General features: G+C 62.8%; 13 protein-coding genes. 11 read left to right on the plus strand and 2 right to left on the minus strand.

Annotated features, from left to right (window positions below; all coding sequences use genetic code 11):
* The first annotated feature begins 10 nt into the window (after nt 1-10).
* Nucleotides 11-919: a CHAD domain-containing protein gene (locus UIB01_RS06110; RefSeq protein ID WP_038657840.1), complete on the plus strand. Its 909-nt coding sequence runs from the start codon at nt 11-13 to the stop codon at nt 917-919.
* 145 nt (nt 920-1,064) lie between these two features.
* Here the strand turns inward: UIB01_RS06110 and rapA are convergent, their stop codons facing one another.
* Entirely contained in the window at nt 1,065-3,914 is a 2,850-nt protein-coding gene (gene rapA, locus UIB01_RS06115; protein WP_038657842.1) for an RNA polymerase-associated protein RapA, read from the minus strand.
* 152 nt (nt 3,915-4,066) lie between these two features.
* On the opposite strand from rapA, the gene UIB01_RS06120 reads away from it, so the two are divergent.
* From UIB01_RS06120 to ccoM, 4 genes are all read left to right on the plus strand, one after another.
* A complete protein-coding gene (locus UIB01_RS06120) occupies nt 4,067-4,363 on the plus strand; it encodes a hypothetical protein (RefSeq protein WP_015276198.1) in 297 nt (98 codons plus the stop codon).
* Nucleotides 4,350-4,982 (plus strand): alpha-ketoglutarate-dependent dioxygenase AlkB family protein, encoded by a 633-nt coding sequence (locus UIB01_RS06125; protein WP_051605043.1) that lies wholly within the window; start codon nt 4,350-4,352, stop codon nt 4,980-4,982. Before UIB01_RS06120 ends, UIB01_RS06125 begins: the two co-directional genes overlap by 14 nt.
* Entirely contained in the window at nt 4,979-5,140 is a 162-nt protein-coding gene (locus UIB01_RS23220; protein ID WP_180983551.1) for a hypothetical protein, read from the plus strand. The genes UIB01_RS06125 and UIB01_RS23220 overlap by 4 nt, the downstream gene beginning before the upstream one ends.
* Nucleotides 5,141-5,381: 241 nt before the next feature.
* Complete coding sequence (gene ccoM, locus UIB01_RS23560; protein WP_038657846.1) at nt 5,382-5,495, plus strand: cytochrome c oxidase subunit CcoM; 114 nt, start codon at nt 5,382-5,384, stop codon at nt 5,493-5,495.
* A gap of 119 nt (nt 5,496-5,614) precedes the next feature.
* On the opposite strand, the gene UIB01_RS06135 is transcribed toward ccoM, so the two are convergent.
* A complete protein-coding gene (locus UIB01_RS06135) occupies nt 5,615-6,085 on the minus strand; it encodes a MaoC family dehydratase (RefSeq protein ID WP_038657848.1) in 471 nt (156 codons plus the stop codon).
* A gap of 279 nt (nt 6,086-6,364) precedes the next feature.
* On the opposite strand from UIB01_RS06135, the gene fadD2 reads away from it, so the two are divergent.
* The 6 genes from fadD2 to hrpA all read left to right on the plus strand — a co-directional run bounded on the left by fadD2 (nt 6,365) and on the right by hrpA (nt 19,771).
* Nucleotides 6,365-8,053, plus strand: a complete 1,689-nt coding sequence (fadD2, locus tag UIB01_RS06140; RefSeq protein WP_038657850.1) for a long-chain-fatty-acid--CoA ligase FadD2 — start codon at nt 6,365-6,367, stop codon at nt 8,051-8,053.
* Nucleotides 8,054-8,277: 224 nt separating this feature from the next.
* Entirely contained in the window at nt 8,278-9,969 is a 1,692-nt protein-coding gene (gene fadD1 / locus UIB01_RS06145) for a long-chain-fatty-acid--CoA ligase FadD1 (RefSeq protein WP_038657852.1), read from the plus strand.
* A 172-nt stretch (nt 9,970-10,141) separates the two neighbouring features.
* Nucleotides 10,142-11,827 carry a methyl-accepting chemotaxis protein CtpM gene (gene ctpM / locus UIB01_RS06150; protein WP_038657854.1) on the plus strand — a complete coding sequence of 562 codons (1,686 nt, stop codon included), beginning with the start codon at nt 10,142-10,144 and terminating at the stop codon, nt 11,825-11,827.
* Between the two features lie 181 nt (nt 11,828-12,008).
* The gene (gene ctpM / locus UIB01_RS06155; protein ID WP_038657856.1) at nt 12,009-13,694 is read left to right on the plus strand and encodes a methyl-accepting chemotaxis protein CtpM; all 1,686 of its coding nucleotides are present in this window, start codon (nt 12,009-12,011) and stop codon (nt 13,692-13,694) included.
* Between the two features lie 274 nt (nt 13,695-13,968).
* The gene (locus UIB01_RS06160; RefSeq protein WP_038657858.1) at nt 13,969-15,573 is read left to right on the plus strand and encodes a M28 family metallopeptidase; all 1,605 of its coding nucleotides are present in this window, start codon (nt 13,969-13,971) and stop codon (nt 15,571-15,573) included.
* 115 nt (nt 15,574-15,688) lie between these two features.
* Entirely contained in the window at nt 15,689-19,771 is a 4,083-nt protein-coding gene (gene hrpA, locus UIB01_RS06165; protein WP_038657861.1) for an ATP-dependent RNA helicase HrpA, read from the plus strand.
* Nucleotides 19,772-19,777: the final 6 nt, after the last annotated feature.

Below are 19,777 nucleotides of genomic sequence, written 5' to 3' on the forward strand. Positions count from 1 at the left end.
GAAAACGCAAATGGCCTATCGAATACGCCCGGCGCGCAATGCTGCCAAAGAGGTGCGCAAGGCTGCGCTGGGGCGCATCAACAAGGCAATCCAGGCGCTCTGTGTCGAACCGTCCGAGCGTGCCGAGGGCGTCCACCAGGCCCGCAAGCGCTTCAAGGAATTGCGCGCGCTGCTGCGGTTGGTGCGTGAACCGCTGGGTGCGCGATTCAATATCGATAATCGCCGCCTGCGCGATGCCGGGCGACGCCTGGCCGAGTCGCGCGATGCCGCCGCCATGCTGGAGAGCTGGGACGCCTTGGCGCGCACTGATCAGCCATTGTTCGTCAGCGATGCGTTCCGGCAGATCCGTCTGCGCTTGCAGCAGCGCGCTGCGCCGGATGGCGAGGTGCATACCGGCTTCGATGTCGAGGTGACGCAGGTGCTGGGTGAGCTGCGCTCGCTGACTCAGCAGGTGCGGCATTGGAAATTGCCGGGCAAGGGCTTTGGCTTGCTGGCCGCGGGTTTTCGGCGGACCTACGCCGACGGCGTGCGAGATCTCGCGCGAGCGCAGAAGGCGGACTCGGACGAGTTGCTCCACGAGTGGCGCAAACGGGTGAAGGACCACTGGTATCACTGCCAGCTGCTGTCTCCGTGCTGGCCGGATGCGCTGGAAAGCCGTGCGGAACAGCTCAAGCAGGTCGCCGACGCGCTGGGTGACGATCACGACCTGGCGGTGATGACTGAGCTGATGCAGGGCGAGCCGGAGCTGTTCGGTACGCCGGAAACACGTGAAGCATTGCAGCGCAGCATCGAGCAGCGGCGGGGGCAATTGCAGCAGCGCGCGTTGCGCCTCGGTCGTCGCTTGTATGCCGAACGGCCAAAAGCACTGGCGGAGCGGGTCGGGGCGTACTGGCGTATCGCGCGTAAAGAACAGGAGTAGGCGACCTACGCCTTTACGACTCCGCCCTGGCAGTATCGGCCCGCCTCGTTCAGGTCGAGAACGAGGCAGTCCAGTGCGGGCGTGTTGACCTGAACGGGTGGGTTTTAGCCCACCTTCAGAACATACGGGGCAAAGCGCTGCCGGCTCAACCGGCGACCAGCACTCGTATCGCTTCCAACCGCAAGGCCGCCTTTTCCAGTGCCGCCTGGCCATCTTCGCGCTGCCGACGCAGGGCTTCGATCTCGCTGTCGCGCACGCTTGGATTGACCGCCTGCAGGGCTACCAGGCGCGCCAGTTCCTCGTCCAGGCCGGCCTTGAGCTTGCGTTGCGCCTCGGCAACGCGCTCGCTGTGACGCGGTGCAATCTTGGCTTCGGCGGCGGCGATCTGCGTCGCCAGCACGTCGCGCTGGGCCTGAACGAACTTGTTGGCGCTGGCCCGCGGCACGCTTTCCAGCTGATCGTTGAGCGTATCGAAGGCCACCTTCGAGGCCAGGTCATTGCCGTTGCCGTCCAGCAGGCAGCGCAGCGCCAGCGGCGGCAGGAAGCGGCTCAGTTGCAGCGCGCGCGGCGCCACCACTTCACTGACGAACAGCAGCTCCAGCAGCACGGTGCCCGGCTTGAGCGCCTTGTTCTTGATCAGCGCGACCGCGGTGTTGCCCATGGAGCCGGACAGCACCAGGTCCATGCCGCCCTGCACCATGGGGTGTTCCCAGGTGAGGAACTGCATGTCTTCACGGGCCAGGGCCTGCTCGCGGTCATAGGTGATGGTCACTGCCTCGTCGTCACCCAACGGGAAACTGGCATCCAGCATTTTCTCGCTGGGGCGCAGTATCAAGGCGTTTTCCGAGTGGTCCTCGCTGTCGATACCGAACGCGTCGAATAGCTGCTCCATGTAGATCGGCAGAGCGAACTGGTCGTCCTGCTCCTCGATCGCTTCGACCAGCGCCTTGCCTTGTTCGCCGCCGCCGGAGTTGAGCTCCAGCAGGCGATCGCGACCGCTGTGCAGTTCGGCTTCCAGACGCTCGCGCTCGGCGCGTGCTTCGTCGATCAGCTGCTGATAGGTGTCATCGTCACCTTCTTCCAGCTGTGCCAGCAGCTGCGGACCGAAGCGATGCTGCAGTGCATTGCCGGTCGGACAGGTGTTGAGGAAGGCGTTCAGGGCCTGGTGATACCACTGGAACAGGCGTTCCTGCGGGCTGGTTTCCAGGTACGGCACGTGCAGCTGGATGGTGTGCTGCTGGCCGATGCGGTCGAGACGGCCGATGCGCTGCTCGAGCAGGTCCGGGTGCGCCGGCAGGTCGAACAGCACCAGATGGTGGCTGAACTGGAAGTTGCGGCCTTCACTGCCGATCTCCGAACAGATCAGCACCTGCGCGCCGAATTCCTCGTCGGCGAAGTACGCCGCGGCGCGGTCGCGTTCGAGGATGCTCATGCCCTCGTGGAACACCGTGGCCGGAATGCCGGAGCGCACGCGCAGCGCGTCTTCCAGATCGAGGGCGGTTTCGGCATGGGCGCAGATGACCAGCACCTTGAACTTCTTCAGCATCTTCAGCGTGTCGATCAGCCATTCAACACGCGGATCGAACTGCCACCAGCGGTTACTCGCCTCGCCGTCGTCCTGCTGGCTCTGGAAGGCGACTTCCGGATACAGCTCGGCGTGCTCGCCCAGCGGCAGCTCCAGGTATTCGGCCGGGCAGGGCAGCGGATACGGATGCAGCTGGCGCTCCGGGAAACCCTGCACGGCGGCACGGGTATTGCGGAACAACAGGCGGCCGGTGCCGTGACGGTCGAGCAGTTCGCGGATCAGGCGGCTGCTGGCCTCGATGTCGCCGTCAGTGGCGGCGGCGAGCAGGGCTTCGCCCTCGGCGCCGAGGAAATCGTGAATGGTCTGGTGTGCCTGCTGCGAGAGACGGCCCTCGTCGAGCAGCTCCTGCACGGCTTCGGCCACCGGCTGATAGCTGGAGCTTTCGGCGCGGAAGGCTTCGAGGTCGTGGAAGCGATTCGGGTCGAGCAGGCGCAGACGGGCGAAGTGGCTGTCCAGACCGAGCTGTTCCGGAGTTGCAGTCAGCAGCAGCACCCCGGGGATCACTTCGGCCAGCTGTTCGACCAGTTTGTATTCGGCGCTGGCACCTTCCGGGTGCCAGACCAGATGGTGCGCTTCGTCCACCACCAGCACGTCCCAGCCGGCGGCAAAGGCGGCATCCTGGGCGCGTTCGTCTTCCTTCAGCCATTCCAGCGAAACCAGTGCCAGCTGGGTGTCCTCGAACGGGTTGCTGGCATCGCTTTCGATGAAGCGCTCGGCATCGAACAGGGCGACTTCCAGGTTGAAGCGGCGGCGCATCTCCACCAGCCACTGGTGCTGGAGGTTTTCCGGAACCAGGATCAGCACCCGGTTGGCGCGGCCGGAGAGCAACTGGCGATGGATGATCAGGCCGGCTTCGATGGTCTTGCCCAGGCCCACTTCGTCGGCCAGCAGCACGCGCGGAGCGATGCGGTCGGCGACTTCCTTGGCGATGTGCAGCTGGTGCGCAATGGGTTGCGCACGCACGCCGCCGAGGCCCCACAGCGAAGACTGCAACTGGGCGCTCTGGTGTTGCAGGGTGTAGTAGCGCAGGCTGAACCACGCGAGCGGGTCGATCTGCCCGGCAAACAGGCGGTCGCTGGCCAGGCGGAACTGGATGAAGTTGGACAGCTGGGTTTCCGGCAGGGTGCGGGCTTCGTTCTGTGCGGTCAGACCGTGGTAGATCAGCAGGCCGTCGACGTCGTCGACCTCGCGCACGGTCATCTTCCAGCCTTCGAAATGGGTGATCTCGTCGCCGGGAACGAAGCGCACCCGCGTCAATGGGGCGCTGCGAGTGGCGTACTGGCGCGTTTCGCCGGTCGCCGGGTAGAGCACGGTGAGCATCCGTCCATCCTGGGTCAGGATGGTTCCGAGGCCGAGTTCTGCCTCGCTGTCGCTGATCCAGCGTTGCCCCGGTAGATACTGCTGCGCCATGCTGCCTCCCTCTGTGAAAAAAGCCGGCTATGGTAACGGAACGTCGCCATCAGAGCGACGGCCGATGGCGACTGCGTGACGCATGAAGTGTAGCGGTCCTGTTAAAGTTGGCTGGTGCCACGCCGATTCATCGGTAAAGAGGGGTAACGAGCATGCTGCCACCCATCCCATCAGGCGTATTTCCGGTCAACGCTCAGCAGGACGTGGTCAAGCCTCGTCCGGAAATTGCTCCGGTGACCCCCGTGCAGCCGAGCTCCAGCGAAAGCGCAGTCAGCCTCGACCGCCGGCACCCTCAAGAGAGCGAGCAGATGTTGCGCGACGAGCAGCGGCGGCGTCAGCGTCGGGGTTACACCCCGGAGGAGCTAGCGACCGGCGAGACCGATGAGCAGGACCAGGCCGAGCTTGAGGAGCTACCGCGGCAGGGGCTCTGGGTTGATGTCGAGGTCTGAGGTGTTCACGACCGACCCGATCCACGCTTCATCGACCGAGTTGCCGGATGCCGCACTGGACTACCAACCGGGGTGGGCCGACAGCGAAACCGCCGATGCCTGGCTGGAGGAACTCATCAGCGCCACGCCCTGGTCGCAACCCGAAATTCGCATCTATGGCCGCCAGGTTGCAGTACCACGCATGGTCGCCTGGTACGGCGACGCGGACGCCGGGTATCGCTATTCCGGCCTACGCCATGATCCTCTGGCCTGGACGCCGCTGTTGCACGACATCCGTGAGCGTCTGCAGAAGGAGACCGGCCACCGCTTCAACGGCGTGTTGCTGAACCTGTATCGCGACGGACGCGACGCCATGGGCTGGCACAGTGACGATGAGCCTGAGCTGGGCGATTGCCCTACGGTCGCTTCGCTGAGCCTGGGCGCCGAGCGGCGCTTCGACCTGCGACGCAAGGGCAGCGGGCGGATTCAACATTCGTTCCTCCTTCACCATGGCTCGCTACTGGTCATGAGTGGCGCGACGCAGCATCATTGGCAACATCAGATCGCGCGGACCAGCAAGGTGCTGCAGCCGCGCCTGAATCTGACTTTCCGCCTGATCCAGACGAGGCCGAGTAGATGAGTAGCGACGAGAAGTTGATCGACTTCAGTGCAGAGCGCGCCAAGCGCATTCATGACCTCAACGACAAGCGTCTTGAAGACATGCGTAAGACCTTCGAGCAGGTCCTGCCGCTGGGCAAGGCGAAGAAAAAGGGAAAGCGCGCTCCAAAGAAGCGTTAATCAGCTTCCTCCTCCATATCGCACAGATCAATTCGCTATTAGCCGGTCGGATCTCGCTGCGCTTTTGCTCCTGCCCCGCTGTTTTTCGCCTCCAATACCCCTGTTTTCTTGACTTGGATCAGTCGTTGCGCACGGCTGTGCGCGCCGCTTTGCGGCCATTGACCCGGGTCAATTTTTTTAGGGGGGAGCGGGTTTAACTTGAACCCATCGAACAGCGAATCAAGTTTCGGAGGTAGGTCTCATGTTTGTCGATGATGTGGTGCTCGCAGGGGTGGTCACGGTCGGCCTGATGGTCGCCTTCTTCGCAGGTTTCGGATATTTCGTTTGGCGGGACGCTCACAAGAAAAAGAGCTGATTCCGCCTGACTCAAAGAGCACGCAAGGCATTTAGGCGACTTCATAGTCGCCTTTTTTTTGCTCTTTTTTCTCTTTTTTGCGACTGGTGTGCCCGCACCTTGCGGCGCGGGCCAGTTGATCAGCCGATGCTGATCGGTGGCAGTTCTTTCAGCTCAACCGTTTCCTGCTTGCGCGGGGCGAGTACTTCCGCTTCGCCATCCACGACCAGTTCATCGTTCTGGTTGAACACCCGCGTGGCAATGCGGACGCGGTTCTTCGGCAGCTTCTCAAGAATTTCCAAGCGTACGCTCAGCGTGTCGTTGATCTTCACTGGGCGGGTGAATTTCATGGTCTGGCCAAGATAGATGGTGCCTGGCCCCGGCATGGTGCACGCCACCGCGGCGCTGATCAGCGCTCCACTGAACATGCCATGAGCGATGCGCTCCTTGAACAGCGTGCTTGCAGCGAAATCGGCGTCCAGATGCACTGGGTTGCGGTCGCCGGACATGGCGGCGAACAGCTGGATATCCCTTTCTTCCACGTGTTTTTCGAAGCTCGCTTGCTGGCCGACTTCCAGTTCGGCATAGGGCGTGTTGCTGATGGTGCTCATGGACTGTCCTCTGAGATGGAGCGGTGCGCCGAATGCTGCGCCCGACGGGTCGAATCTGGTTCGGCGCTGACCGACACAGCCGGCCATTTGCGCGCTGGGCAGCATTCTAGAGGCATGTCCCACACTTGTCCCGAGCCTGGGCGCGTTCGGTGCCGTGACGAAAGATTCACATCAGTGATTTGTGCGGCTTGGGCTGTTGCGTAGCGACGTCGACCTGATAAGTTCGCCAGAGCCCGCTGTGCGTGGGTCAGACACTCTCAGGTAAAGAGGCCAATAACAATGCAGCCTGAATTCTGGAATGACAAACGCCCTGCCGGCGTGCCTAACGACATCGACCTCGGCGCCTATCGCTCGGTTGTGGAAGTGTTCGAACGTGCCTGCAAGACCCATGCGGACCGTCCGGCCTTCAGCAACATGGGCGTTACCCTCAACTATTCCGATCTGGAACGTTATTCCGCTGCGTTCGCCGCATGGCTGCAGCAGAACACCGACCTGCAGCCGGGTGACCGCATCGCGATCCAGATGCCCAACCTGCTGCAGTATCCCATCGCGGTATTCGGTGCGCTGCGTGCTGGCCTCATCGTGGTCAATACCAACCCGCTGTACACCGCGCGGGAAATGCGCCACCAGTTCCAGGATTCCGGCGCCCGGGCGCTGGTCTACCTCAATACCTTTGGCAACCATGTGCAGGACGTGTTGGCGGACACTTCGATCGAGCATCTGATCGAAGTGCGGATCGGCGACATGCTGCCGGCGCTGAAGGGCGCACTGGTCAACGCCGCGGTCAAGCATCTGAAGAAGATGGTGCCGGCTTACAGCCTGCCGCAAGCGGTGCCCTTCAAGGATGTGCTGCGTGACGGTGCACGGCATAACCACAAGCCTGCAGCGCTTGACCTCGACCACGTCGCGGTACTGCAATACACCGGCGGCACGACCGGCGTAGCCAAGGGGGCGATGCTCACCCATGGCAATCTCGTAGCGAACATGCAGCAGGTGCGGGCTAACATGCAGCAGCTCGACGAGCACGGTCATCCGGTGATCCGTGAAGGTCAGGAAGTGATGATCGCGCCGCTGCCGCTGTATCACATCTATGCGTTCACGGTGAACTGTATGTGCATGACGGTCACCGGCAACCACAACGTGTTGATCACCAATCCGCGGGACATCAACGGCTTCGTCAAGGAGTTGCAGCGCTGGCAGTTTTCCGCCTTCCTGGGGCTCAACACCTTGTTCGTCGCGCTGATGGCCCACCCGCAGTTCAAGAAGATCGACTTCTCCCGGCTCAAGGGAACCAATTCGGGCGGCACCGCCCTGGTGTCTGCGGTAGCCGAACGATGGAAGGGTATGACCGGTTGCACCGTCGTTGAAGGCTATGGTTTGACCGAGACGTCGCCGGTCGTCTGTGCCAACCCGCACGGCGAGCATTCGCGCCTCGGCACCGTAGGGCTTCCGGTGCCTGGCACGACGGTGAAGGTCATCGATGATGAGGGCAACGCGCTCCCGCTTGGCGAACGCGGCGAGTTGTGCGTGAAGGGTCCGCAGGTCATGAAAGGCTATTGGCAACGCCCGGATGCAACAGCTGAGGTGCTGGACGAGGAGGGTTGGCTGAAGACCGGCGACATCGCGGTTATCGATGCTGACGGCTTCGTCAGCATTGTCGATCGCAAGAAAGATCTGATCATCGTGTCTGGCTTCAACGTCTATCCCAACGAGATCGAAGACGTGGTCATGGCCCATCCGAAGGTGGCCGCCTGTGCAGCGATTGGTGTGGCAGACGAGAAGTCCGGCGAAGCGGTCAAATTGTTCGTCGTGCCAAGTGATCCTGCCCTGACTCAGGAAGAGCTGCATGCCTATTGCCGGGAGAACTTTACCGGCTACAAGATGCCGCGGCACTACGTGTTCCGTGACTCGCTGCCGATGACCCCGGTGGGCAAGATATTACGCCGTGAGCTGCGCGAAATCGCCTGACGGGTGGCTGCCGACGGCGTGAACGCACGCTGAATGAAAGTGACCGGGATATTTGTTCTGGTCACTTTATGTCGAATGGTGCTGCTTCGGGCTCTATTCGCTCCAAAGCAAAGCTGCTAACCTCGGGAACGCTTTTTGCCCGATACGCGGTACAAAAGTTAACAAATCACAACAAAACAGCTGCCATCGCGCAGTGATAAAGCTGTTGCTTAGGAGTGGGGTTCATGACCGAAAACTTCTGGAAGGATAAATATCCTGTTGGGGTCTCCAGCGAGATCAACCCTGACGAATACCAGAACATCCAGGCTGTGCTCAAACAGTCATGCGAGCGCTTCGCGGACAAGCCGGCGTTCAGCAATCTCGGCAAGACCCTGACCTACGGTGAGCTGTACAAACTGTCCGGCGACTTCGCTGCCTACCTGCAGCAGAACACCGATTTGCAGCCCGGTGACCGCATCGCCGTGCAGCTGCCCAATCTCATCCAGTACCCCATCGTCGTCTTCGGTGCCATGCGTGCCGGCCTCATCGTGGTCAACACCAACCCGCTGTACACCGCGCGGGAGATGGAGCACCAGTTCAACGACGCCGGCGCCAAGGCGCTGGTTTGCCTGGCCAACATGGCGCACCTGGCCGAGGAAGTGCTGCCCAAGACCGGCATCAAGCACGTGGTCATCACCGAAGTCGCCGACATGTTGCCGCCGCTTAAGCGCATGCTGATCAATGCCGTGGTCAAGCACGTGAAGAAGATGGTGCCGCCCTACAGCCTGCCGAAAGCCGTCAAGCTTAACGATGCGCTGGCACTCGGCCGCGGCAAGGCGGTGCGCGAAGCATCGCCGAAGAGCGAAGACGTCGCCGTGTTGCAGTACACCGGCGGCACCACCGGCGTCGCCAAGGGGGCCATGCTGACCCACCGCAACATCGTCGCCAACATGTTGCAGTGCAAGGCGCTGATGGGCGCGAATCTCAATGATGGCAGCGAAGTCCTGATCGCGCCGCTGCCGCTCTACCACATCTACGCCTTCACCTTTCATTGCATGGCGATGATGCTCAGCGGCAACCACAACATTCTGATCTCCAACCCGCGCGACCTGCCGGCGATGATCAAGGACCTGGCCAAGTACCGCTTCAGCGGCTTCGTCGGGCTCAACACCCTGTTCGTCGCGCTGTGCAACAGCGAGGATTTCCGCAAACTCGATTTCTCAGCGCTCAAGGTCACCCTGTCGGGCGGCATGGCGCTGCAGCTGGCTACGGCCGAGCGCTGGAAGCAGGTGACCGGTTGCCCGATCTGCGAAGGCTACGGCTTGACTGAGACCAGCCCGGTGGCTTCGGTCAACCCGATCGAGCATATCCAGCTCGGTTCAATTGGTATTCCGGTGCCGTCGACGCAGTTCAAGGTCATCAACGATGACGGCCTTGACCTTGCCCAAGGCGAGATCGGCGAACTGTGCATCAAGGGCCCGCAGGTGATGAAGGGTTACTGGCAGCGCCCTGAGGCCACCGATGAGGTGATCGATGCGCAAGGCTGGTTCAAGACTGGCGACATTGGCGTTATCCAGGAAGACGGCTATATCCGCATCGTCGACCGCAAGAAGGACATGATCCTGGTGTCCGGCTTCAACGTGTATCCCAACGAGCTGGAAGACGTGCTCGCCAGCCTGCCGGGCGTGCTGCAGTGCGCCGCTATCGGCGTGCCGGACGAGAAGTCGGGCGAAGCGATCAAGCTTTTCGTGGTGGTCAAGCCGGGCGAGAGCCTGACCAAGGAGCAGGTCATGCAGCACATGCATGACAACCTGACCGGTTACAAGCGGCCGAAAGCCGTAGAGTTTCGCGACAGCCTGCCCACTACCAACGTCGGCAAGATCCTGCGGCGTGAGCTGCGTGACGAGGAGTTGCGCAAACTCGGCCACAAGAAATAGCCGCAGCCACATGCAAAGAACCCCGCTCCGGCGGGGTTTTTTATTTCTGCGAAAGACAGCCATCGGCCACGCGGGAATTCCCTTGAATTGGCATTTGGTCGCGTTCTCCTAGTTATGTAGTCGGTGGCACAATGTGACTACTTAACCATGTTGTTTATAGGGGTTTTCCGAAATGCTGTCGTCCTTACGCCTGCGGGCGAAGCTGCTCTTGCTTGCGCTTGGTCCGATTCTGCTGCTGACGCTGGTGCTCAGCGGGGTTTCGGTAGTCCAGTTGCAGGATCTGGCCGATCAGCAGGAAGCGCAGACCCGCGCCAGCCTGATTCGCGACCGGCGCGCCGAACTCAAGCACTATGTAGAACTCGCACGCAATGCCATCGGGCCGATTTACGAGCGCGCCGCCGAGGGTGACATGCAGGCGCGTAACCAGGCAGTAGCCGTACTCGAGTTACTGAGCTACGGCAGCGAGGGCTATTTCTGGGGTTACGACGGGCAGTCGCGTCGAGTTTTCCAGGGCGCCACGCGCGAGCGTATCGGAGAGAGCTTTGCGGATTACCGCGACCCGAACGGCGTCTTTGCCATTCGCGAGCTGGTCAAGGCCGGGCAGGACGGCAGCCATTTCGTTGACTACAGCTTCGCCGTGCCGGGCAGCGATGCGCTGGTTCCCAAGGTTGGCTATGCCGAGTATCTGCCGAAGTGGAATCTGGTATTCGGCACCTCGCTGAATCTGGATGACGTCGAGCGCGACGTGGCCGACGCTCGCGCGGTGTTCCAGGCGCGTATCGACAGCCTCACCATGATCATGCTCGGCGCGGCGTTGCTGCTGCTGATCCTGATGGCTGGGCTCGCCGTGCTGATGAGCAACGCTATCCTGCGACCGCTGCTGCAGATCAAGCAGAATCTTGACGATATGGCTCAGGGTGATGGCGACCTGACCCAGCGGCTGCCAATCACCAGCCGGGACGAACTGGGCGAACTGGCGGCCTCGTTCAACCTTTTTGTCGAAAAGATTCACTCGCTGGTGCAGCAGGTCGCCGGAACGACTACGCAGCTCAGCGGGCTGGTTGGTGCGGTGGCCAGCCAGGCGCAGCGCTCCGAGCAAGCCATGGCCGATCAGCGCAGCGAGACCGATCAGGTCGCCACGGCGATCAACGAGATGTCCGCTGCGGCCCATGAGGTCGCCATGAGTGCCCAGCGTGCCGCCGAGGCGGCACGCGAGACGGATCAGCAGGGCGTTGCCGCCAAGCAGGTGGTGGATCAGAGCATCCGCCAGATCCACGAGCTGGTGGGCGAGCTGCGCGGCAGCGGCGAATCGCTGGAAGGGCTGCAGCAGGATGTGAAGGGCATCGTCGGCGTGCTCGACGTGATACGGGCCATTGCCGAACAGACCAACCTGCTCGCACTCAACGCTGCCATCGAGGCGGCGCGTGCCGGCGAGGCCGGGCGTGGTTTTGCCGTAGTCGCCGACGAGGTGCGCGCGCTGGCCAGTCGTACACAGCAGAGCACCGGTGAAATCCAGGGCATGATCGATCGCCTGCAAAATGCAACTTCTCACACGGTCGGCACCATGTTGCGCGCCGGGGAAAAGGGCGAGAGCACGCGGGATCACGCCAACCAGGCCGGCGAGTCGCTGGACGCCATCTCAGCGTTGATTGGCACCATCAACTCAATGAACGCACAGATCGCCGCCGCGGCCGAAGAGCAGACGGCGGTGGCCGAGGAGATCAACCGTAGCGTGCATCACATCGCCGATGCGGTAGACGGTGTGGCCAGCGATGCCGCGCAGGGGGCACAGACGGCCCGCGAGCTGAACGGCCTGGCCGAACAGCTGCAGCGCCTGGTGGGTCAGTTCCGCATCTGACCGAAAGCGCTCTAGCAAGCACCTTAGCGAACCCTGCCTGGCAGGGTTTCGCCGTTCTTGGGGGTAAAGAAAGGATTGCCAGGGTCGACAAATGAATGGTAGCTACAGTTAATGGCGCTTAAGTGGCGCCTGTTTTCTGTCGCTTTAATCGCTGCTCAACGTACCTACGGGATCGAACCAAATGCTTTCCAATCTTCGTCTGCGAATGAAGTTGCTGCTGCTTGCGCTGGGCCCGATTCTCCTGCTTGCCATCCTGCTCAGCGGCATAGCCGTCTATGAGTTGCAGGGCCTTGCCGAACAGCAGGAAGAACATACGCGCAACAGCCTCATCCAGGACCGGCGCGCCGAACTCAAGCACTACGTCGAACTCGCGCGCAACGCCATCGGGCCGATCTATGAGCGCTCCGCCGAGGGCGACATGCAGGCGCGTGACCAGGCGGTAGCCATTCTCGAGCGGATGTCGTACGGCAAGGATGGCTATTTCTGGGGCTACGATACCCAGACCGTGCGCATCCTGCAGGGCAACACCAAGGACAAGATTGGACAGAGCTTCTACGACTACCGTGATCCCAACGGCGTCTATGCCATTCGCGAACTGGTCCGCGCCGGGCAGGACGGCAGCCATTACGTCGACTACAGCTTCGTGCTCGGCGACAGCAGCGTGGTGGTGCCCAAGGTCGGCTACTCCGAATTCTTGCCGAAGTGGAAGATGGTCTTCGGTACTTCGTTGAACCTGGATGGTGTCGAGCGCGATGTGCAGGCTGCCCGTGCGGAGTTCCAGCAGCGCATCGATGGCCTGGTGGCCATCATGTTGGTTTCGGCGTTCGCACTGCTGGTGCTGATTGCGCTGCTGGCCATTTTCATGAGCAACGCTTTGCTGAACCCCCTGTTGCTGATCAAGCGCAACCTGGACGATATGGCTCAGGGTGATGGTGACCTGACCCAGCGGCTGCCGATCACGAGCCAGGACGAGCTGGGCGAGCTGGCAATGTCGTTCAACCGTTTCGTCGAGAAGATCCACTCGCTGGTGCAGCAGGTCGCTGGTACCACGACTCAGCTCAGCGGTCTGGTCGGCGCGGTAGCCAGCCAGGCGCAACGTTCCGAACAGGCCATGGCCGATCAGCGCAGCGAGACCGATCAGGTCGCTACGGCGATCAACGAGATGTCCGCTGCGGCCCATGAAGTGGCGATGAGCGCCCAGCGTGCCGCCGAAGCGGCGCGGGAGACCGATCAGCAGGGTGTTGCCGCCAAGCAGGTGGTGGACCAGAGCATCCGTCAGATCCATGAATTGGTGGGCGAGCTGCGTGGTAGCGGTGAATCGCTGGAAGGCCTGCAGCAGGATGTGAAGGGCATCGTCGGTGTGCTTGATGTAATCCGCGCCATTGCCGAACAGACCAACCTGCTCGCACTTAACGCGGCCATAGAGGCGGCGCGTGCCGGCGAGGCCGGGCGTGGTTTTGCCGTGGTCGCCGACGAGGTGCGCGCGCTGGCCAGTCGTACACAGCAGAGCACTGGTGAAATCCAGGGCATGATCGATCGCCTGCAGAGCGCGACCTCGAACACCGTCTCCACCATGTTGCGCGCGGGCGAAAAGGGCGAGAGTACCCGCGACCAGGCGAACCAGGCTGGTGAATCGCTGGATGCGATATCCGCGCTGATCGGCACGATCAACTCGATGAACGCACAGATCGCCGCCGCGGCCGAAGAGCAGACGGCCGTGGCCGAGGAGATCAATCGCAGCGTGCATCACATCGCCGATGCCGTGGACGGTGTAGCAAGCGATGCCGCACAGGGCGCGCAGACCTCGCGTGAACTCAATGGTCTGGCCGAGCGCTTGCAAAAGCTGGTGGGTCAGTTCCGTATCTGATCGGTGGTGAGCGGCAGGTGCAACGCGTGCCGCCATTCTCTCAGTTTTCTGCGCATACCGAGTAACGGCGCCGTCACCGCGGCCCGTTAGCGCGTCTCGAGAACGAAGTTCCCTCTTCCCGATCAACGGTGCTACCGGCGGGCGGTTGTCTCAGAACCGAGGCGGCGGCCGCTCGGTCTAGCTCCCTATGGCCGCGTCCGCTTAATGCTGTAGGGGACGATGGCGCAAGCCACTGGCGGCCTGCCCATCAATCCGTTGCAAGGATGAGTTACCCATGCACAAGAAAAACAATGCTGTTCGGGTAGTTGCTTCTCTCGCATTACTTACCGGCAGTGTCGCTTTCGCGGCGCCGCAGGTAGACACCGCTCAATTCAACGACTTCTGGACGCCGGACAAGCCGAACGCCGCGCTTTGCCGATCGCCGCTGCTGGTTGGCACGCCGGTCGGCCTGCCGCGTTGCATGCAGGCGAGCAACGTCATGAAGCACCTTGAGGCGCTGCAGGATATTGCCACGATGAATGACGGCAATCGCGCGTCCGGTCAGCCTGGCTATCAGGCCTCGATCGACTACGTGCGCAGCCGTCTGCAGCGGGCTGGCTATCGTGTGGAGATACAGGCGTTTCCCTTCCTCGCCTTCTATCCGATGAGCCCCGGAACACTCAGTGCCGTAGCGCCGCAGCCGGTGCAGTATGTCTGGGAAGAAGACTTCTCCTATGCCGACCAGACCGACCCTGGCAATGTCACCGCACCGGTGGTGCCGGTCGACCTGGCGCTCGGCGCCGGCAATACCTCCACCAGCGGCTGTGAGCCCGAAGATTTCGCCGGCTTCCCGGCTGGCGCCATCGCACTGATGCAGCGCGGCACCTGTCCGTTCGGGCAGAAGGCGACCAATGCGGCTGCGGCCGGTGCGGCTGGCGCGATCATCTTCAACCAGGGCGACACCGAAGACCGCAAGGGGCTGCTGGTCGCGACCCTGGGCGAGGATTACAGCGGCGGTATTCCGGTGATGTTCTCGACCTACGACAACGGCGTGGCCTGGTCGCAGACCGCAGGTCTGCAGCTGAGCATGAACGTCGATGTGGTGCGCGAGCAGACCGAGACCTACAACCTCCTGGCCGAGACGCGTCGCGGCGATCCGAGCAACGTGATCATGGTCGGCGCGCACCTGGATTCGGTGTTCGAAGGCGCTGGCATCAACGACAACGGCTCCGGCAGTGCTGCCCTGTTGGAGATGGCGCTGCTGATGAGTAAGGCCAAGCCGCAGAACAAGGTGCGTTTTGCTTGGTGGGGCGCGGAGGAGTCGGGGCTGGTGGGCTCGACCTACTACGTCACCCAGTTGCCGGACGAGCAGAAGCAGCGCATCAAGGCTTACCTGAACGTCGACATGATCGGTTCGCCGAACTACGCCAACTTCATCTATGACGGCGATGGCTCCGATTTCGGTCTGCAGGGCCCGCCTGGCTCGGCTGCCATCGAACGCCTGCTACGCACCTACTTCAGGCTGCGCAATGCGCCGTCGGAAGGCACCGAGATCGATTTCCGCTCCGACTACGCACAGTTCTTCGAAGACGGCATCGCCTTCGGCGGGTTGTTCACCGGCGCCGAGGACATCAAGTCCGAAGAACAGGCGCAGCGTTATGGCGGTATCGCCGGGGAGTCGTTCGATCAGTGCTACCACTCGCCGTGCGACAACCTCGGCAACATTTCCACCGAAGCCCTGGAGCTGCATGGTGACGCGCTAGCCTTCGCCACCAGCTGGCTCTCGTTGTCGACCAAGATGATCGATGACGAGATCGCCGCAGCGGCCGAGCAGAGCATCGGCACCATGCGCATTCAGCAAGTGCAGGAGAAGTCGCGTTGGGGTCACTGGATCCGTTGATCGGCTGAACACCGCGCCGGCATGCCGGCGCGGTCCCTGCACAAACCCTTTCCCTTCGGCCGGCCGGGCAAATCTGCGACAATCGCGCCCTTCTCGAATTGCCCCACGGCTGTCCATGACCGACGCAACGCCCGCTATCGATACCCTGCTGAAGAATCTCGACCAGGCCCTGTTCGCTGATCGCCATCGTCTGCGCCGGCAGCTGCATGAGCTGAGAAAGAAGCCGGACGAAGTCAAGCTGGCCCAGTGGCTGGAACGTTTTCAGGCCTCCGTCGCCAAGGTCGAGGCTCGCCGCCGGAGTGTGCCGCGCATTCGCTACGACGACAGCCTGCCGATCGCCGCCAAGCGCGACGAGATCAAGGCCGCGCTGGAAAAGCACCAGGTGCTGGTGATCGCTGGTGAGACCGGCTCCGGCAAGACCACGCAGCTACCGAAGATCTGCCTGGAAATCGGCCGGGGCGTACACGGGCTGATCGGCCATACCCAGCCGCGCCGGCTCGCGGCACGCAGCGTCGCCACGCGGGTGGCCGAGGAAATCGGCACGCCACTGGGCGAGCTGGTGGGTTATCAGGTGCGCTTCGAGGATCAGAGCAAGGACAGCTCGCTGATCAAGCTGATGACCGATGGCATCCTGCTGGCCGAGACGCAGCACGATCGCTTCCTCGAGCGTTACGACACCATCATCGTCGACGAGGCCCACGAACGGTCGCTGAATATCGATTTCCTGCTCGGCTTCCTCAAGACCCTGCTGCCGCGCCGGCCGGACCTGAAGGTCATCATCACGTCGGCGACCATCGATCTGCAGCGTTTCAGCGAGCACTTCGATGGCGCGCCCATCGTCGAGGTGTCCGGGCGTACCTACCCGGTGGAGACCTGGTATCGGCCACTGGCGGCCGAGATCGACGAGGATGGCAATCGGGTCGAGGACGACCTTACCGTCGACCAGGGCATCCTCGCCGCGCTGGACGAAATTACTGCCCACGAGCAGAGCGTGGGCAAGCGCCCCGGCGACGTGCTGGTGTTCCTGCCCGGCGAACGCGAGATTCGCGACGCCGCCGAGGTGCTGCGCAAGGCCAATCTGAAGTTCACCGAGGTGCTGCCGCTGTATGCGCGGCTGACGCCGGCCGAGCAACAGAAAATCTTCCAGCCGCGACCGGGGCGCAAGATCGTGCTGGCCACCAACGTCGCCGAGACGTCGCTGACCGTGCCCGGTATCCGCTACGTGATCGATTCCGGCACCGCGCGCATCAGCCGCTACAGCTACCGCGCCAAGGTTCAGCGCTTGCCGATCGAGGCGGTGTCACAGGCCAGCGCCAACCAGCGCAAGGGTCGCTGCGGACGGGTCGAACCGGGTATCTGCATCCGCCTGTACAGCGAGGAGGATTTCCTCGGCCGGTCGGAATTCACCGATCCGGAGATTCTGCGCACAAACCTCGCCGCGGTGATCCTGCAGATGCTGCATCTGCGTCTGGGCGATATTCAGGATTTCCCCTTTATCGAGCCGCCGGATGGCAAGGCCATCAGCGACGGCTTCAACCTGTTGCAGGAGCTCTCGGCGGTCAACCGCGAGAACCAGCTGACCCCGCTGGGCCGCCAGCTGGCGCGCCTGCCAATCGACCCGCGGCTTGGTCGCATGCTCCTCGAAGCCGCGCAGCAGGGCAGCCTGGCCGAGGTGCTGATCGTGGCCAGTGCACTGTCGGTGCAGGATGTGCGCGAGCGTCCGGCCGATCGCCAGCAGGCGGCCGATCAGGCCCATGCGCAGTGGAAGGACCCGGATTCGGACTTCGCCGCGCTGATCAATATCTGGCGCGGGTTCGAGGAAAAACGCCAGGAGTTGGGCTCCAACCCATTGCGTACCTGGTGCCGGAAGAACTTCCTGAACTATCTGCGCCTGCGCGAGTGGCGCGACGCCCATCGCCAGCTGACGCTCATCGCCCGTGAACTCAAACTCGGTTCGGGCAGGCCGGTGGATGGCTCCGACCAACCACCGCATGCCGACAAGGCACGTAGGGTCGAAGACGGTGAAGCCTCTTCCACGCGTCCGGCCGGTGCCAGCGCCCAACCCGCACCGACCACCGATACAAAGGTCAACGTCATCCTTCGCCAGCAGGCCGAAGCCAGCGAGGCGGCGCAGAAGGCCAAGAGCTACGCGGCCGTACACAAGGCGATTCTCGCTGGCCTGCTCAGCCAGGTTGGCAACAAGACCGAGGAGGGCGACTTCCTCGGTGCGCGCCAGCGGCGCTTCTGGGTGCATCCATCCAGCGTGATCGGCCGCAAGAAGCCCAACTGGCTGATGGCCGCGGAACTGGTGGAAACCACCAAGCTGTTCGCGCGCATGGTTGCCAAGATCGAGCCGGACTGGATCGAGCCGCTGGCCGGGCACCTGATCAAGAAGAACCACTTCGAGCCGCATTGGGAAAAGAAGCGCGGCCAGGTGGTGGCTTACGAGCAGGTGACGCTCTACGGCATGATCGTCGTCGGCCGCCGGCCAGTGCACTACGGGCCGATCGATCCGCCGGCGGCTCGCGAGCTGTTCATCCGCGAAGGGCTGGTGCGTGGCGAGATGCACAGCCGTGCGCGCGCCCTCAGTGCCAATCGCGAACTGCTCGAACGTCTCGACGAACTGGAAGCCAAGGCGCGGCGCCGCGACATCCTCGCCGATGAGGAAACGCTGTTCGACTACTACGATGCGCGCCTGCCGGCGGACATCTACCAGACCGCCAGCTTCGAGAACTGGTACAAGCGCGAAAGCGCGAAGGACTCGCAGCTGCTGATCATGCGCGAGGAAGACGTGCTCGCGCGGGAGGCTAGCGAAGTCACCGCCGCGCAGTACCCGGATTACCTGCGCATCGGCGAGCTGCAGTTGCCGCTGGAATACCATTTCGAACCCAACCATCCGAGCGACGGCGTGACCTTGCGCGTACCGGCGCCGCTGTTGCCGCAATTGCGCAGCGAGCGGCTCGACTGGCTGGTGCCGGGGCTGCTGGAAATCAAGGCGGTGGCGCTGGTGCGCAACCTGCCCAAGGCACTGCGCAAGAACTTCGTGCCGGTGCCGGATTTCGTTGGCGCGGCGCTGGCCAAGATCAGCTTCGGTGAAGGCTCGTTGCCCGAGGCGCTGGGCCGCGAGCTGCTGCGCATGACCGGCGCGCGCGTATCGGACGAAGCGTGGGCCGAAGCGGCCGCCGGGCTGGAAAACCATCTGAAGATGAACATCGAAGTGGTCGATGCCCGCGGCAAGTTCCTCGGCGAAGGTCGTGACCTGGCCGAGCTAACTGCACGTTTCGCCGAGGCCAGCCAGGCCGCCCTGGCGCCGCCGCAGCAGAAAGCCGAACAGCAGCCGGTCGAAGCCAAGGGCTTCGCCCAGATCGCGGAAAAGGCCCAGGCGAAGATGGCCGGGCTGTCGATGACGGTCTATCCGGCGCTGGTGGAAGAGGGCGGGGTGGTCAAGGAAGGACGTTTCCCGACTCAGGCCGAAGCTGACTGGCAACACCGTCGCGCGTTGCAGCGCTTGTTGCTGCAGCAACTGGCGGAGCCGGCCAAATACCTGCGCAACAAGCTGCCGGGGCTCACTGAGCTGGGCCTGCTCTACCGCGACATGGGCAAGGTCGACGGGCTGGTCGAAGACATCCTGCTGGCGAGCCTGGACAGCTGCATCCTCGATGGTGAAGCCCAGCTGCCGCGTGATGGCGCAGCCCTGGCGTCGCTGGCCGAGCGCAAGCGCGGCGACTGGGCGGCGCATGCCGAGCGCTTGGCGCGCCTAACGCTGGAAATCCTCAAGCACTGGCACGGCCTGCAGAAGCGCTTCAAGGGCAAGATCGACCTGGCTCAGGCCGTGGCGCTTAACGACATCAAGGCGCAGCTGGGCAACCTGGTCTATCCGGGCTTTGTCCGTGAGACGCCCGCTGAGTGGCTGAAGGAATATCCGCGCTACCTCAAGGCCATCGAGCAACGCTTCGAGAAGATCGGTGCGCAGCTGCAGCGTGATCGTGTCTGGTCCGGTGAGCTGGCTGGGTATTGGGAGCAGTATCAGGCGCGCCTGAAGAAGCACCTGCAGGAAGGCAAGCGCGATGCCGACCTTGCCCTGTATCGCTGGATGCTCGAGGAATACCGCGTCTCGCTCTGGGCACAGCAGCTCGGCACGAAAATGGCGGTATCGGACAAGCGTCTGAACAAGCAGTGGAGCCAGGTCGAGCCCTGATGCGGG

Source organism: Stutzerimonas decontaminans, from assembly GCF_000661915.1.
Classification (GTDB): domain Bacteria; phylum Pseudomonadota; class Gammaproteobacteria; order Pseudomonadales; family Pseudomonadaceae; genus Stutzerimonas; species Stutzerimonas decontaminans.